At 60.7% G+C, this 15,266-nt stretch carries 14 protein-coding genes; 4 read left to right on the top strand and 10 right to left on the bottom strand.

Annotated elements, in window-relative coordinates; translation table 11 throughout:
* Positions 1–9: 9 nt before the first annotated feature.
* From FGKAn22_RS05710 to greB, 10 genes are all read right to left on the bottom strand, one after another.
* Positions 10–468 (bottom strand): hydrogenase maturation protease, encoded by a 459-nt coding sequence (locus FGKAn22_RS05710; protein ID WP_212787001.1) that lies wholly within the window; start codon positions 466–468, stop codon positions 10–12.
* A complete protein-coding gene (locus tag FGKAn22_RS05705) occupies positions 468–1,949 on the bottom strand; it encodes a Ni/Fe hydrogenase subunit alpha (RefSeq protein WP_212787000.1) in 1,482 nt (493 codons plus the stop codon). The genes FGKAn22_RS05710 and FGKAn22_RS05705 overlap by 1 nt, the downstream gene beginning before the upstream one ends.
* A 13-nt stretch (positions 1,950–1,962) precedes the next feature.
* Positions 1,963–2,511, bottom strand: a complete 549-nt coding sequence (locus FGKAn22_RS05700) for an NADH-quinone oxidoreductase subunit B family protein (RefSeq protein WP_212786999.1) — start codon at positions 2,509–2,511, stop codon at positions 1,963–1,965.
* The gene (locus tag FGKAn22_RS05695) at positions 2,504–3,265 is read right to left on the bottom strand and encodes a 2Fe-2S iron-sulfur cluster-binding protein (protein WP_246487470.1); all 762 of its coding nucleotides are present in this window, start codon (positions 3,263–3,265) and stop codon (positions 2,504–2,506) included. Before FGKAn22_RS05695 ends, FGKAn22_RS05700 begins: the two co-directional genes overlap by 8 nt.
* Positions 3,262–5,061, bottom strand: coding sequence for an NAD(P)H-dependent oxidoreductase subunit E (locus FGKAn22_RS05690; protein WP_212786998.1), 1,800 nt, complete (start codon positions 5,059–5,061; stop codon positions 3,262–3,264). Before FGKAn22_RS05690 ends, FGKAn22_RS05695 begins: the two co-directional genes overlap by 4 nt.
* 436 nt (positions 5,062–5,497) lie before the next feature.
* Positions 5,498–7,078, bottom strand: coding sequence for a glutamine-hydrolyzing GMP synthase (guaA, locus tag FGKAn22_RS05685; RefSeq protein ID WP_212786997.1), 1,581 nt, complete (start codon positions 7,076–7,078; stop codon positions 5,498–5,500).
* An 84-nt stretch (positions 7,079–7,162) separates the two neighbouring features.
* The gene (gene guaB, locus FGKAn22_RS05680) at positions 7,163–8,623 is read right to left on the bottom strand and encodes an IMP dehydrogenase (protein ID WP_212786996.1); all 1,461 of its coding nucleotides are present in this window, start codon (positions 8,621–8,623) and stop codon (positions 7,163–7,165) included.
* 85 nt (positions 8,624–8,708) lie between these two features.
* Positions 8,709–9,047, bottom strand: coding sequence for a P-II family nitrogen regulator (locus FGKAn22_RS05675; RefSeq protein WP_212786995.1), 339 nt, complete (start codon positions 9,045–9,047; stop codon positions 8,709–8,711).
* A gap of 81 nt (positions 9,048–9,128) precedes the next feature.
* Positions 9,129–10,007, bottom strand: a complete 879-nt coding sequence (locus tag FGKAn22_RS05670) for an ankyrin repeat domain-containing protein (RefSeq protein WP_212786994.1) — start codon at positions 10,005–10,007, stop codon at positions 9,129–9,131.
* 50 nt (positions 10,008–10,057) lie between these two features.
* On the bottom strand, positions 10,058–10,612 hold the full coding sequence (gene greB / locus FGKAn22_RS05665; protein ID WP_212786993.1) for a transcription elongation factor GreB: 555 nt from the start codon (positions 10,610–10,612) through the stop codon (positions 10,058–10,060).
* 239 nt (positions 10,613–10,851) lie between these two features.
* Between greB and FGKAn22_RS05660 the strand changes: the two genes are divergently transcribed.
* The 4 genes from FGKAn22_RS05660 (at position 10,852) to FGKAn22_RS05645 (ending at position 15,257) form a co-directional block, all read left to right on the top strand.
* Positions 10,852–12,342 (top strand): hypothetical protein, encoded by a 1,491-nt coding sequence (locus tag FGKAn22_RS05660; RefSeq protein WP_212786992.1) that lies wholly within the window; start codon positions 10,852–10,854, stop codon positions 12,340–12,342.
* A 151-nt stretch (positions 12,343–12,493) separates the two neighbouring features.
* Positions 12,494–12,712 carry an RNA-binding S4 domain-containing protein gene (locus FGKAn22_RS05655; protein WP_212786991.1) on the top strand — a complete coding sequence of 73 codons (219 nt, stop codon included), beginning with the start codon at positions 12,494–12,496 and terminating at the stop codon, positions 12,710–12,712.
* Between the two features lie 279 nt (positions 12,713–12,991).
* Entirely contained in the window at positions 12,992–13,906 is a 915-nt protein-coding gene (locus FGKAn22_RS05650) for a ParB/RepB/Spo0J family partition protein (RefSeq protein WP_212786990.1), read from the top strand.
* 85 nt (positions 13,907–13,991) lie between these two features.
* Positions 13,992–15,257, top strand: coding sequence for an Hsp70 family protein (locus FGKAn22_RS05645; protein WP_212786989.1), 1,266 nt, complete (start codon positions 13,992–13,994; stop codon positions 15,255–15,257).
* Positions 15,258–15,266: the final 9 nt, after the last annotated feature.

Below are 15,266 nucleotides of genomic sequence, written 5' to 3'. Positions count from 1 at the left end.
CGAAGCTTACTATCTCACAGCCTGAATGTCAGCCAGCCATTCACATGCACGGGCGCTTGCCGCAGCCAGATTGGCCGCTGCCCCGTCGCTCAACGATTCGCCGAGTTCGAATCCATAACCGCGCACTCGCAGCAGGAAGGCTCCTGGCGCATCCTCTCCATACACTTGGTGATAGGCATGCAGCAAGGCGTGAGGTGTCATCGCATGGCTGGTATAGCTGCTGTCTTTTTCGGACGCGATCCGGGAAAGATGAAACGGCTCCATGCAGGACATGTCGGCGTCGACGAACAGCACCCGCTCGCGCCCAGCGAGGTCGGCGACGTGCTCGATCTGCAACTGGTAATCCTCGAGCAATTCGACCTGCGAGCCCAAGCCAGCATCGGCAAGGCCGCGCAGCAACATGGGCGCAAGAGCATCGTCGCCGCGCGACTCGTTACCGATAGCGAAGATCAGGACGGGTGGGGTCATCAGGGCGCGGCGCAGAATTCCCCGTCGGCGGAACGCAACAGCGTGGAAACAACGCTGCCCGAACTGTCCTGCAGCTCGACCGTCAGCGGCATCTTGCCCAGCGCGTGCGTGGCGCAGGAAAGGCAGGGATCGTAGGCTCGCACCGCAACCTCGAGGTGATTGAGCAGTCCCTCGGTGATCTCCTTTCCATCGAGGTACTCGTTGGCGACCGCGCGCACCGACTCGTTCATCGCCTGGTTATTGCTGGTGGTGGATACGATCAGGTTGGCCTTTGCCACCATGCCGTCATCGTCGATCTCGTAGTGATGGAACAATGTGCCGCGCGGCGCTTCGAGCACGCCGATACCCACCTTGCGCCTGTCGCCCTTGTCCTCCAACAGATCGGTTCCGGTGATGTCCGGATCGTGAAGCAACTGCTGGATGGACTCGGCACAATGCAGCGTCTCGATCATGCGCGCCCAGTGATAGGCGAGCGTGTCGTGCACCAGTCCTCCCTGGGCGAAGTCACGGAAGCGCTTGCGTGCAGCCTCCGCCAGCGGCGTCGAGATGGAATCGCAGTTATTCACGCGAGCCAGCGGACCGACCCGATACCAGCCCTGCTCCTTGCCCAAGGCTGTCAGGAACGGGAATTTCATATAGCTCCACGGACGCACTTCCTCGCGCAGGATATCCCGGTAACCGCAGTAATCGAACTGGTCGAAGAGAACATCGCCCGTTGCCGACCTTGCGCGCAGGCCTCCGTGGTACAGCTCCAGCTCACCGTTGCCGCCGACCATGCTCAAAAAATTGCTGCGTATGGTGGCGAAGCTGTAATGCTCGGTATGTGCGCCATGGATGTATTCGTTGAGAGCCAGCGCGTCCTGACTCCAGGCCAGGATATCGTCGATGTCCGCCAACATGGCATCGCGCTCGGCAATACTGATCGATTTGTTCACCCCGCCCGGTACGGCGATCGTGCCATGGATGCGCTTGCCGGAGATCGTCTCGATGATCCGCTGCCCGTACTTGCGCATCTTCACGCCCTTCAGCGCAATGTCCGGATATTTTTCCAGCACGCCGACGATGTTGCGCTTGGCCATATCGCTGCCAAAGCCAAACAGCAGGTCGGGCGAAGACAGGTGGAAAAAGTGCAGCGCATGCGACTGCAGCACCTGCCCGAAATGAAGCAGACGCCGTATCTTTTCCGCCGTCGGGGTGAGACGGTCCACACCTGCCAACTGGTCCACCGCCTTGGCCGCGACCAAGTGATGACTGACGGGGCAGATGCCGCACAGTCGCTGCACGAAGATCGGCACTTCCCAGTACGGGCGCCCCTGAATGAATTTCTCGAAGCCGCGGAACTCGACGATGTGCAACCGCGCTTCACGGATATGGTTCTCGTCGTCGAGCAGCAAGGTGATCTTGCCGTGCCCCTCGACGCGCGAGATCGGATCGATGGCTACGCGCCTGAGGCCGGATGTCGATGGCTGGTTCTGTTCCATGCTGAGGCGGTCCTTAATCGTAATGCACGAGGTTTTGCGGCAGGCTGGGCTGTTTCCCCTCCAGCAGGTCGCCGATGATCTTGAGAAATTCGTCGGCGGACGGCGGGCAGCCCGGCAGGAAGTAATCGATCTTCACCGCCTCGTGCACCGGGTGCACCTTATCGAGCATCAACGGCAGCTCGACGTCGTTCGGGATCTGCGGATTCTCCACACCTATCCCGTCCAGATAGGATTCGGCCAGGCAGTCACGCAGTTCGAACTGGTTGCGCATGGCGGGGATGCCTCCGTTGATGGCGCAAGCGCCGACCGCAATGAGTATCCTGCAGTTGTCGCGGAACTCGCGCAGCACCTCGACGTTCTCCGAATTGCACAAACCGCCTTCGATCAGGCCGATGTCGCAGGGATCGCAATGCTTGATATCGGTGAGCGGCGAACGGTTGAACTCGATGCGCTCCATCAGGGGCACCAGCCGCTCGTCCATGTCGAGGAACGACATGTGGCAGCCGAAGCAGCCCGCCAGCGAGACGGTGGCAACCCGGACTTTCTTTATTGCCTCACTCATCGGGATGCCTTTCTTTGATCAGGGCCACGGTATCCAGGCCGGTCTCGCTGATCCGGTGCTGGTCGAAGATGCGCTTTCCGATCGGCACTTCGTAACCGCGCTCCTTGATCAGGATCACGCCCACCGGGCACACGTTCGCAGCGAGGTCTCCGACGGCGATGTCGCTGTCGACCAGCTTGCCGCTGGCCGTGTTCACCACCAGGTGCGCATCGAGGCCGCGCCCGGAGATGGCAAATACGTTCTTGCCGTCCACGTCGCGGCTGGCACGCACGCACAGTTCGCACAGAATGCACCGGTCACGGTCGAGCATGATGGTCGGGTGAGATGCATCCACCTCGCGGCGCGGGTAGAAATGCTGGAAATGCCCGTCCGTCATGCCCAAGTGATAGGCCACCGCCTGCAGCGAGCAATCGCCGGTCTTCTCGCAGGACGGGCAGATATGGTTGCCCTCGATGAACAGCATCTGCGTGAGCGTCCTGCGCTGCTCGTTCAGTTCCGCCGTTTCATTGCCGATGCGTTGCCCATCCGCGGCGGGCATGGTGCAGGACGACACGCTGCGGCCATCGATGTCGACGACGCAAAGCTTGCAGCTGCCGTGCGGTTTCAGGCCGGGGCGGTGGCACAGGTGAGGGATATAGACTCCGGCCGCAAGGGCCGCATCCATGATGGTCTGCCCTGCCTCGAACGGGATCTCGCGTCCGTCGATCATGATGGTGCCTGATTTCATTTGTGCGTCCATCTTCGCCTCGTTCATTCCAGGTGCGCCTTCGCATCGTCGCGGCGGGTGATCTGGCGCGCCTGTTCAAGCGCCGCATCGGGATCGAAGAACGGCACGAAATCGCGCTGCGCCAGACGCTTTTCGAAGACCTGCGGGAATCGCTGCAGTCCGTCCAGGACGGGGTTCGCCGCGGTCTGCCCCAACCCGCAATGCGAGCGGCGCTTGACCAGCGCGGCCATGCGCCGCATCTCATCCAGGTCGTATTGCGTGCCGCGCCCGGCGGCGATCTTGTCCACGCCGTTCTTCAGCAGCGTCGTTCCCACACGGCAGGGAGTGCAGAAACCACAGCTCTCGTGGGCGAAGAAATGGGCGAAGTTGCCGATGACGGAGAGCATGTCGCGCCCCGCACCGAACACCATGAAAGAACCGCCGGTGGACAAATCCTCGAAACCCAGCTTGCGGTCGAACTCCGACGCACCGATCAGAGAGCCTGATGGCCCACCGACCTGCACGGCCTGCGTATCCAGCGCACCGCAGTCCTCCAGTATCTGCCGGACCGAGACACCAAATGGATACTCGTAGATACCCGGCTTCGCACAGTCGCCGCTGATGCTGAGCAGCTTGCTGCCTGCCGATTTCCCCGAGCCTACCGCGGCGAACCACGGACTGCAGTGCAACGCGATACTAGCGGCAGCGATGAATGTCTCGACGTTGTTGACCACGGTGGGCTGGCCGAGATAGCCGTGCGTCACCGGGAACGGCGGGCGCACCCGCGGCACGCCGCGCTTGCCTTCCAGCGATTCGATCAGGGCCGACTCCTCGCCGCAGATGTAGGCGCCCGCGCCGACCACGATGTCGATGTCGAAATTGAATCCCGGCTGGCCGAGGATGTTTTCTCCCAACAGGGAGAGTTCCCGGCGCCGCGCCAGCACGGCCTGCAGGTGCAGCAACAGATGGCGATACTCGCCGCGCAGGTAGAGCATCCCGCGCTCCGCACCGATCAGGAAGGCGCACAAGGTCATGCCCTCGAACACCCGGTCGGCGTGACTGCGCAGCAGCATGCGGTCTTTGAAAGTGCCGGGCTCACCCTCGTCGGCGTTGCACACCACATAGTGCGCCTCGCCCTGCGCCTCGCGGCACAGCTTCCATTTCGTGCCCGTGCTGAAACCTGCACCGCCGCGGCCGCGCAGGCCGGAAAGGACGATCTCTTCCAGTGTGGCATCGGCACCACGCGCCAGCATGGCGCGCAATCCCTGCCCAGGCGCGAAATCGTCGCCGAGCAGCAGACCGCTCTTGCGCACATTGTCTTCCACCTTGAACCACTCGGCAGGCCAGGTCACCAGCGGCGCTTCCGCCTCGACCAGCTTGGCGATGTGGGTGACGATGGGGGCATCGATCTGAGCGAGCGGCACGCCGTTGACCAGCATCGCCGCGCCGTGGTCGCACATGCCGATACAGGAAGTCTCCGCGATGCTGACCAGACCGTCGGCACGCGTCTGATCGGGTGCCACGCCCAGCAGTTCGCAGAGCTTAGCCATCAAATTCCGGTCTCCACAACTGGTGCAGCTGCTGAACAGGATGTCGTAGCGTCCGCGCGGACTCCGGTGGAAGAAGGAATAGAAATCGACCACCCCGTCCACCTGTCCGAACGGCAGATCGAGCTGCACCGCCACTTCGGCGACTGCTTCATCGGGGATGTGATGAAAGTGCTGCTGCACCGCATGCAACACATGCAGCAGGTGAGCCGATTGAGAATGCGCATGCGCAATGACGGAACGAAGCCGCGCCGTTGCATCCGAGCTGCTGGAACCGAGTGTTAGATCTTTATTCAAGTCCCTTTCCCCATCTCCGTTGCGCACAAAAGTCACAGGCTGTCATCGCGACAGCCCTCAGCGACGAAGGGTACCCTCGGCATCGGGCGCTGGTCAATCGCAAAGTCGGACCAGGTGAGCTCCATCCGGGAAATACAGTTTTTTTGTGGCAGGAATACGCGAAACCCCTACTGTCTGGCGCTGCCTGTCATTGGTTGTATGCAGAAAGCAGAATGCCCTGCGATGCAGGGCATTCTGAGAGGGTTTCCGTTCTTCAGATAAAGGGGCTGCCCGCTCATTCCAGCTCGGCAGCAAATTTCCCGCTGGAGGTTTCGCGGGCGCATCCTCTCCGGGGTCGCACCCCGCAAGCGGGGCACCGCTCCGCCCTCCGAGGCGGCGGTCGCTCGGGTCAGATCCCCACGCTATGCGCAGGGCCCCTCTTCCGCCTGCGCTCCCTTCACTCCCACTCAATCGTAGCGGGTGGTTTGCCGGAGATGTCGTAGACGACGCGGTTGATGCCGCGCACTTCGTTGATGATTCGGTTGGACACCTTGCCCAGCAATTCGTACGGCAGGTGCGCCCAATGCGCGGTCATGAAGTCCTGCGTCTGAACTGCGCGCAGTGAAACCACCCATTCGTAGGTGCGGCCGTCGCCCATCACGCCGACAGACTTCACCGGCAGGAAGACGGTGAATGCCTGCGAGGTCAGTTCGTACCAGGTTTTGCCGCTGGCATCCCTGGTGTTGCGCAGTTCTTCGATGAAGATCGCATCCGCCCGGCGCAGCAGTTCGGCATACTCGTGCTTCACTTCGCCGAGGATGCGCACGCCCAGGCCCGGCCCGGGGAACGGGTGGCGGTAGATCATATCTGCAGGCAGACCGAGCGCAATGCCCAGCTCGCGCACTTCATCCTTGAACAGTTCGCGCAGTGGCTCCAGCAACTTGAGGTGCATGGATTCCGGCAAACCGCCGACGTTGTGGTGCGACTTGATGGTGTGCGCCTTCTTGGTCTTGGAACCGGCCGACTCGATCACGTCCGGGTAGATGGTGCCCTGCGCCAGCCACTTGGCCTGCTTCAGCTTGGCGGACTCGCGCTGGAACACTTCGACGAACTCTCGGCCGATGATCTTGCGCTTCTGCTCGGGGTCGGTGACACCTGCCAAATGCTTCATGAACTCGCCGCTGGCATCGACGTGGATCACCTTCATGTGCAGGTGGTTGGCAAAGGTCTCCATTACCTGAGCGCCCTCGTTCAGACGCAGCAGGCCGTTGTCCACGAACACGCAGGTAAGCTGGTCGCCGATGGCGCGATGGATCAGCGCCGCAGCAACCGAGGAATCCACGCCGCCGGACAGGCCGAGGATGACCTCCTCGCTGCCCACCTGCGCACGGATCTTCTCCACCGCCTCGGCGATGTAGTCCGGCATGTTCCAGTCCTTAGCGCAGCCGCAGATGTCGTGCACGAAGCGCGCAAGGATGGCCTTGCCCTGATGGGTATGGGTGACCTCGGGGTGGAACTGCACCGCGTAGAAGCGGCGCGATTCGTCCGCCATCGCGGCGAACGGAGTTGCCTCGTTGGAGGCGATCACCGAGAAGCCCGGCGGCAGCGCGGTCACCTTGTCGCCGTGGCTCATCCACACGTCAAGCAGACCGTGGCCTTGCGCATTGGTCTTGTCCTGGATGCCGTCGAACAGCTTTGAATGGCCCTGCGCACGAATCTCGGCATAGCCGAACTCGCGCACCTTGCCGCTCTCGACCTTGCCGCCCAGTTGCGCAGCCATGGTCTGCATACCGTAGCAGATGCCGAATACCGGCACACCCAGTTCGAACACGACCTGCGGCGCTTTCGGCGTCTCTTCCTCATACACCGAGTTGGGACCGCCGGACAGGATGATGCCGGAAGGATTGAAAGCGCGGATCTCTTCCGCCGTCATGTCCCACGGATGCAGTTCGCAGTAGACATTCGTCTCGCGCACGCGGCGCGCGATGAGCTGGGTGTACTGGGAACCGAAGTCGAGGATGAGGATTTTCTTGTGCATGGCTTTTTGAGGATACGGATACGGGATACTGGGCACGGGATACAGTAGGGTTTGCCCTGAATCCTGTATCCCGTCTCCTGAATCCTAGTCGATGTGGTAGTTAGGGGCTTCCTTGGTGATCTGCACATCATGCACGTGCGATTCACGGATGCCGGACGAGGTGATCTCGACGAACTCGGCCTTGGTGTGCATCGTGGCGATGTCGGCGCAGCCGAGGTAGCCCATGCTGGCACGCAGACCGCCCATCAGCTGGTGGATCACCGCCAGCACGCTGCCCTTGTAAGGCACGCGGCCTTCGACGCCTTCCGGCACCAGCTTGTCCTGATTGCTTTCGTTTTCCTGGAAGTAGCGGTCGCTGGAACCCTGCTGCATCGCGCCCAGACTGCCCATGCCGCGATAGGACTTGTAGGAACGCCCCTGGAACAGTTCGATCTCACCCGGCGCTTCCTCGGTGCCGGCGAACAGGCCGCCCAGCATCACCGCATGCGCGCCGGCGGCGATCGCCTTGGAGATGTCGCCGGAGAAGCGCACGCCGCCGTCGGCGATCAAGGGTACACCGGTGCCTTGCAAGGCCTTGGCCACGTTCTGGATCGCGCCGATCTGCGGCACGCCCACGCCTGCAACGATACGGGTGGTACAGATGGAGCCCGGGCCGATACCGACCTTCACGCCGTCCGCGCCGTGATCCAGCAAGGCTTGCGCCGCGCCGCCGGTAGCGATGTTGCCGCCGATCACTTCGACCTGCGGGAAATTGTCCTTGACCCACTTCACGCGATCCAGCACGCCCTGCGAATGGCCGTGTGCGGTATCCACCACGATCACGTCCACACCGGCTTCGGCCAGCAACGCGACACGCTCTTCGGTACCTGCACCGACGCCAACCGCCGCGCCGACGCGCAGACGCCCCTGGCTGTCCTTGCAGGCGCGCGGATGTTCGGTGGACTTGAGGATGTCCTTGACCGTCATCAGGCCGCGCAGTTCGAATGCGTCGTTGACCACCAGCACGCGCTCGATGCGGTGCTTGTGCATCAGGGCTCGGGCCTCGTCCAGGCTGGTGTTCTCCTTGACGGTGATCAGACGCTCGCGCGGTGTCATGATGTTACGGATGGGCTGGTCGAGGTTGCTCTCGAAACGCAGGTCGCGGTTGGTAACGATACCGACCAGTTGCTTGCCTTCCACTACCGGTAAGCCGGAGATCTTGTGCTGGCGCGTCAGGGCCAGCACGTTGCGTACGGTCATGTCCGCCGTGATGGTGATGGGATCCTTGACCACGCCGCTCTCGAAGCGCTTGACCCTGGATACTTCCGCGGCCTGCGCGGCAGACGGCATGTTTTTGTGCACGATACCGATACCGCCTTCCTGCGCCAGCGCGATCGCCAGGCGGGATTCGGTAACGGTGTCCATCGCCGCTGAAAGCAGCGGGATGTTCAGAGTGATGTTGCGGGTCAGCTGGGTGCGCAAGCTAACGTCGCGCGGCAACACATTGGAATAGGCGGGGACGAGCAGAACGTCGTCAAAGGTCAGTGCTTTTTGAATGATGCGCATATGAAACGGCCCTCGGCAAAGGGCGCATTATACGCATGCCGGGCAGACCAGTAAATCGGCTGCGCCGGCCGGGGCGGAGGACCCCTTACAGGGCCGTCTCGTTGGTTTCGCCGGTGCGGATGCGGATGACCTGCTCCACGGAGGAGACAAAAATCTTGCCGTCGCCGATCTTGCCGGTGTGCGCCGCCTTGATGATGGCCTCGACTGCCGTATCGAGCAATTCGGTCGACACCACCACCTCGACCTTGATCTTGGGGAGAAAATCGACCACATACTCAGCACCGCGATACAGCTCCGTATGCCCCTTTTGTCGCCCGAAACCCTTCACTTCGGTGACCGTCAAACCGCTCACCCCCAGCTCGGAAAGCGCTTCACGCACCTCGTCCAGCTTGAATGGCTTGATGATCGCTTCGATTTTCTTCATGGCAGTCCCTTAGAGCGTTAGTTGTTTGTTATTCCAGTCCGAGCGGTTCATTGTATCAAGAGCGACAGTGACGCGTAAGCATCACCCCCTGGCAGTCAACGCCGCAACGATTTGCTCATGCTTGTTCTTGACGGCCAACTCCAGCGCAGTCTTGCCATCGGCATATTTCGCATCAGGATACGCCCCCTTGCTGAGCAATAACTTCACCTCCGCCAGGTGTCCGTTCGCCGCCGCCTTGTGCAAGGGTGTCCAGCCATCGTTGGAAGCCATGTTCACGTCCGCTCCTTTCTCGATCAGCAACGAACTCACCGAAAGATGGCCTCGGGTAGCCGCTTGCAGCAATGCCGTCCAGCCGTGACTGCTACGCGCATTGACGTCAGCCTGCTTGCTCAACAGCAACTCCACCACTCTTATATAGCCATTGAAAGCGGCCCAGTGCAACGGCGTATAGCCGGCACTGTCCTTATGGTGAACGTTCGCCCCAGCCTTGATCAGCTGCTCTGCCATGTCTCTGTTGCCATTGAACGCCGAGATCATCAACGGCGTCCACAACCGCTCGTCGCAGGTGTCGACATCCATGCCCGCGCTCAGGAACAGGATAATGGCGCGGGTGTTACCCTCTTCGCTTGCTTTGATGAATCCTTTCGGCGAAAACGGGACACCAAGGTTCTCGACTTCCTGCCGAACGGTTTCCGGAACCTGCCCCCACACATCTTGTTTGACACGCTGGGGTTGACGGCCATGCACCATGCTGAGATAGATGATGTCTGAAGCCACATCCGGAGGGAAGCCTGCGCGGTCGCCGCGCTTGTCGACCATCAAGTCGACGAAATACGCATCGCTGGCGGGAGAGTCCCACAGCTCCATGATCTTGGAAAGGATGCGAGGATACTGCCGCTCCAATGCATGCGGATAGTTCTGCTCACGATTGTTGAGAATCTGTAACAGTCTTGGGTCCATGATCAAACCATCCTTTCGATACGGTGTAGACCACAAACGATGAGACTCGATCAACTCAGCTCGCGATAGATCACCGAGAGTATCTCCAGCTCCTGAATGCCGACCGGGGTGCGCAACATCGCCACCTCGCCCTCACGCAATTTGAGCAGTGTACTCGCCAGCGGCGAGACCCAGCTGATCCAGCCACGTACCACATCGGCCTCATCCACGCCGACGATGCTGTAGGTATTCTCGCAACCGTTGCTGTCGCAAACCGTCACCGTCGCGCCGAAAAATACCTGATCGCATTCTCCTCGCACCGCCGGATCGACTACCACAGCCGCTTCCAGGCGCTTGCGCAAAAAGCGCACCCGTCGGTCGATCTCGCGCAGCCGCTTCTTGCCGTAGATGTAATCGCCATTCTCGGAGCGATCGCCGTTGGAAGCTGCCCATGCAATGGTCTTGACCAACTCCGGACGTTCGACCTTCCAAAGCTGATCTAGTTCGTCCCTCAGCTTCTGGTAGCCCTTGGGCGTGATGTAGTTCTTGCCCCCGGCCGGCAAACGCACCGATGGCTCCAAGTCATCATCATCAACATCATCTTCGCGTGTAAAAGCTTTACTCATGTGGGAATTTTATAACAAGACGGATTGAGCTGCAGACGGCTGGCCCAGCAAGTCAGGCCTAGTCTCTCTTCGGCAAGCAGAAAAGAAAAAACTTTCCTCTGAATGTGGCGCGCCCGAACATCCCCTGCCTCTTGGTTCATAGCCTGCCGGCAGTGACAGGAACCCTATATAAACCAATAAGTCTCAGTAGTACTGATGCGGATCCAGTCGATGGACTCTGGCATCAAAGGAGAACGAGCATGGTGATTACCTCTGCCACTTCGCCCTCGATCTTTCAGCCCGGTTTTTTCGCCATTTCCGGTGTCCAGCCTGTTGATTTATTGATCAATACACCCGCGACAACAAGTGCGAGCAATGTCGACATTGTCGACATTTCTGCGCTGGGACAATTGCTTTCAGCGGCCTCTATATTTGAAAGTGGAATATTACAATCCACCGCAACCAGCCCAAGTGGATTTACCAGCCTCGCTACAGCAACGCAACTCTTTGTGGATGCCTTCAATAGCTTTTTACAAAGTGGTTCCGGTAATTTGCAGAATCCGCCGGGCCTGTCACTCGGCAACCTGTTTGCGCAGGCGTTGCTCTCCCAGTCGTCTGGGAATGGGACATCGATCATCGCCAGCCTGTCCAGTGTCGGCATCAATTTTGTTCCGCCTTTGACCCCGAACGATGCCGGTCGGTTGACTATCGACTTCCAGTCACTGCAATCCGCATTCAACGCAAACCCAACCGGAACCACCACGCTGCTGGTGCAAGCGATCCAATCAATTGGGCAGCAGGCCGTAGCGTTTTCAAGCACGGCCGTTCAACTGGAGAATCTGACGCAAATTGACACCTCACTAAATTCGGTTATCACGGCTGCAACAAGCGGCGAACTGGCGACTACGACCGCAGGCACGACAGCGCCATTGGTAACGATCTCGACAGTGCAAACGACGACGGGATTGCTTTCCACCACGGAGACGGCAACCACGACGGCATCGATAGCGACACAAACCGCGACCGGGCTGCCAACCACGACAACACCATTGGCAGTAACAACGACACCGGTCACGACGGTGCTGCCTACGGCGACAGTACAGCCTCCCACCACCGGATTGCCGACCACGACTGAAGCGCTAGCGACACAAACCGCAACCGAGCTACCAACCACGACAACACCATCGGTTGCGACAACACCTGTGGCAGCGACAGCGACAGCGACAACGGTCACGACGGAACCAACGGTGACTGCACAGCTTCCCACTACTGTGCCGCCGACCACGACTGCATCGACGGCAACACAAACCGCGACCGAATTACCAACTGCGACACCGCAAATCGCGACGCCGTTGGCGGTGACAACGACAACGGCCACAACGGCATTGCCTGCGGCGACAACACAGCTTCCCGCCGCGGGATTGCCAGCCACGGCGATAGCGACACCGGCTGCAACTGAAGTACCGATCACGACAACGCCGGCCACGACGCCAGCCGTGTCAGCGCTCCCAACAACGCCTTTAACCACCCCGCCTACAACACCGAACGTGACGCCCACGACTTTGATCAACCGGGTCGTCGATGCTTCCGACCCCACTATCGCGGCAGCCATCATGGCCTATCACTTGATCGATGGCATTATTGACACTGGGGCACGCCATTACACGAGACCTCCTGCCGCTTTTACCGGGCGAGATGAAGTCCAGCGGGTCGAATCGACACACCCGGCAAAACTTGATCTCTATGCATGAGAGCGTTGACTCGGACCGGTCCCGGTGGCAAGAACAATACAACGCCGGATAAGCCCGAGGCTCATTTCAGCGTTTCGTTTAGAATGGGCGCAAGCATCCCCCTCATCCTTGAAATAGCTTGAAACCCACAAAATCCGGACTCCCTCATTCCATGCAACAACTTGAATTCCAATTAAACGGCGAGTATGTAGAGCTTAACCAACTACTCAAGATGGTCGGCTTATGCGACAGCGGCGGCGCTGGCAAAGCGTTGGTGGCAGAGGGCGTTGTTTCCGTCGATGGCCGTGTGGAGTTGCGCAAAACTGCCAAGATACGCGCAGGATCGGTGGTATCGCTAGGGGATGTAAGCATCAGCGTGCTTGCCCAATAGGCCACCATCATCGAGTGGGAGAATCGCAAGCCCACTCGGTTTAAATAAACCGAAGCAGAACTTTCCCACAATTACCGTGGATGCATCTGTGAAGTAGATGTGGATAACTGGAAAACTTCCTGCGGAGACAATCCAGTACCTGCGTTGATTAGAACCTGCACTTACCCCACCACAGATTCAATATCAAATCAGACTGTGGCGACTGAGCCAATCGCCTTGAAATCCGGAGCGAAAAATAAGACCATGCCGCCCCTTTGCCTTGTAACCCCAAGAACCGTCATGGCCTTCAAAGACAGCACACCCCAATTCCAGATCGCCGAACTATCCCTCATCGATCCGGATCCCAAGCATGTACGGCAAAACATCAATGAAGAAACACTCAAAGGCCTGACCAACGCCATCCAGAAGCTCGGCGTAATCCAGCCGCTCGTCGTGCGTCCTGCTGCCGAAGGCCGCTTCGTGGTGATCGCCGGGGAACGCCGCCGCCTGGCGGCACTCAAGGCCGGCGAAACCCGGGTGCCGGTAATCGTCCGCGCGTGCACGGACGAAGAGGCCCTCGAAGTCCGGGTCTTCGAGAACATCGGTCTCGGAGTGCGCTCCGCACTTGAGCCTCGGGACATGGCCAACGCCATCCAGGCCATCTCGGAACGCTTCGCGTCTCCCGAGGAAGCTGCCCAGTACTTCGGGCGCGCCCCCACCTGGCTGGGACAGGCGACTGCCGCCGCCAACTTGTCCGAGAAAGTGACGGCGCTTCTCGACTCCGGGAAGATCTCCAGTACCAGCGCGGCCATCCAGCTTGAAAAGCTGGCCAAGAAGAACGAGGCCAAGGCGGAATCCCTCATCGAGCAGATAGGGCAACTGCCCGAAGGCGAGAAGGTCTCCAGGAAAGTCGTGGATGAGGTGCTGCAAGAGGAAACCGGTCGCGGCAAGAAGGCCGAGGCGCCTGCTCCGATTGCCGAGCCTGCACCTGTCCAGCAGGAGCCCGCTCCCGCCTCGGCCTTGGAGGAGGTGCCGCCTTGGGAAGAAGCGCCCCAGGAAAGGCCCGCTCCTGTCCAGACGCCATCCTCTCCTCGCAACCGGATCAATCCGGGAAAGGTAAAGCTCGTGGCCGAGCTGTTGGGACTGAGCGAAGAAGACGAGGAGGAACTGCTGGTCAGGCTGATCGACGAGTTCCTGTCGATGAAAGGCGTGTAAGCCGCGGGTTACGTGGGACGCCTCCATTCGACTTTTGCCCGCGGTGACGGTAGCATCGCGGCCCGCTTTTCCGGCTCTCCCGCCCATGTCTGTTGAAACTCCCGCCCGCGCCTGCGGCATCGATTTCGGTACCTCCAATTCCACGGCGGGCTGGCTGCGTCCCGGCCAGCCGCCCTTGCTGGCCCTGGAGGACGGCAAGGTCACCTTGCCCTCCGTGATCTTTTTCAATGCCGACGAGAACACCGTAAGCGTCGGCCGGGCCGGCCTCAATGAATATCTGGAAGGCTACGAAGGCCGTCTGATGCGCGCCTTGAAGAGCCTCCTGGGCAGCAGCCTGATGGAAGGCAGGACCGAGGTCCAGGGGCGCTCGCTGACCTACATGGAATTGCTGGCCCAGTTCATCGCCGAACTCAAGCGCCGGGCCGAAGCGGCGGCGGACAGGTCTTTCGACCAGGCCGTGTTCGGCCGGCCGGTGTTTTTCGTGGATGACGATACGGCGGCCGACAGCAAGGCCGAGGCGACCTTGGCCGCCATCGCCCGCGCCACCGGTTTCCGCGAGGTGAGCTTCCAGTACGAGCCCATCGCCGCGGCCTATCACTACGAACGCCAGATCGACCGCGAGGAACTGGTGCTGATTGCCGACATCGGCGGCGGCACCTCCGACTTCTCCCTGATCCGGCTCTCGCCGCAGCGGGCGCGTGCCGCAGATCGGCGCGACGATCTGCTGGCCAACGGCGGCGTACACATCGGCGGCACCAACTTCGACCAGCAACTGAGTCTGGCCGGGGTAATGCCATTGCTGGGCTATCGCAGCAAGCTCAAGCGCGGCCTGGAGATGCCCTCCAGCCACTACATGAACCTGGCCACCTGGCACACCATCAACCAGGCCTATACCCGCCGGACCTGGGCCGAACTTCAGGAGCTGTATCTGGACACCCAGGCGCCTGAAGCCATGGACCGGCTGCTCAAGCTGATCCGCGAACGCGCCGGCCATTGGCTGGCGATGCAAGTGGAGGAAGCCAAGATCGCCTTGTCCGCCGGCGATAGCACCATCCTGCATCTGGATCGGCTGGCGCCGGACCTGCGCCACACGCTGACCCGGATCGAGTTCGAACAGGCTTCGACGCAGTTGGTGGAGCGGATCGGGGCCACCCTGAAGGATTTATTGGCGAAGGCCGGCGTGCATTGCGAGGCAGTGGATACGGTGTTCTTCACCGGCGGCGCCAGCGGCGTGCCGATGCTGCGCGAACGCATCGCCGCGCTATTGCCACAAGCCAGGCGCATAGAAGGCGACTTGTTCGGCAGCATCGGCGCAGGCCTCGCGGTAGAGGCGCAGCGCCGCTTCGGCTGACAAGGCACT

Source organism: Ferrigenium kumadai (genome assembly GCF_018324385.1).
Taxonomy (GTDB): domain Bacteria; phylum Pseudomonadota; class Gammaproteobacteria; order Burkholderiales; family Gallionellaceae; genus Gallionella; species Gallionella kumadai.
The sequence above is the reverse complement of the archived record's forward strand: the minus strand, read 5'-3'. Positions and strand labels throughout refer to the sequence as shown.

What these genes read in the sequence shown, in the direction of transcription:
- FGKAn22_RS05660 (WP_212786992.1), top strand. Translation starts at nt 10,852, where the DNA reads ATGGTGATTACCTCTGCCACTTCGCCCTCGATCTTTCAGCCCGGTTTT.
- guaA (WP_212786997.1), bottom strand. Translation starts at nt 7,078, where the DNA reads ATGCACAAGAAAATCCTCATCCTCGACTTCGGTTCCCAGTACACCCAG.
- FGKAn22_RS05675 (WP_212786995.1), bottom strand. Translation starts at nt 9,047, where the DNA reads ATGAAGAAAATCGAAGCGATCATCAAGCCATTCAAGCTGGACGAGGTG.
- FGKAn22_RS05670 (WP_212786994.1), bottom strand. Translation starts at nt 10,007, where the DNA reads ATGGACCCAAGACTGTTACAGATTCTCAACAATCGTGAGCAGAACTAT.
- greB (WP_212786993.1), bottom strand. Translation starts at nt 10,612, where the DNA reads ATGAGTAAAGCTTTTACACGCGAAGATGATGTTGATGATGATGACTTG.
- FGKAn22_RS05695 (WP_246487470.1), bottom strand. Translation starts at nt 3,265, where the DNA reads ATGAACGAGGCGAAGATGGACGCACAAATGAAATCAGGCACCATCATG.
- FGKAn22_RS05655 (WP_212786991.1), top strand. Translation starts at nt 12,494, where the DNA reads ATGCAACAACTTGAATTCCAATTAAACGGCGAGTATGTAGAGCTTAAC.
- FGKAn22_RS05700 (WP_212786999.1), bottom strand. Translation starts at nt 2,511, where the DNA reads ATGAGTGAGGCAATAAAGAAAGTCCGGGTTGCCACCGTCTCGCTGGCG.
- FGKAn22_RS05710 (WP_212787001.1), bottom strand. Translation starts at nt 468, where the DNA reads ATGACCCCACCCGTCCTGATCTTCGCTATCGGTAACGAGTCGCGCGGC.
- FGKAn22_RS05645 (WP_212786989.1), top strand. Translation starts at nt 13,992, where the DNA reads ATGTCTGTTGAAACTCCCGCCCGCGCCTGCGGCATCGATTTCGGTACC.
- FGKAn22_RS05705 (WP_212787000.1), bottom strand. Translation starts at nt 1,949, where the DNA reads ATGGAACAGAACCAGCCATCGACATCCGGCCTCAGGCGCGTAGCCATC.
- FGKAn22_RS05650 (WP_212786990.1), top strand. Translation starts at nt 12,992, where the DNA reads ATGGCCTTCAAAGACAGCACACCCCAATTCCAGATCGCCGAACTATCC.
- guaB (WP_212786996.1), bottom strand. Translation starts at nt 8,623, where the DNA reads ATGCGCATCATTCAAAAAGCACTGACCTTTGACGACGTTCTGCTCGTC.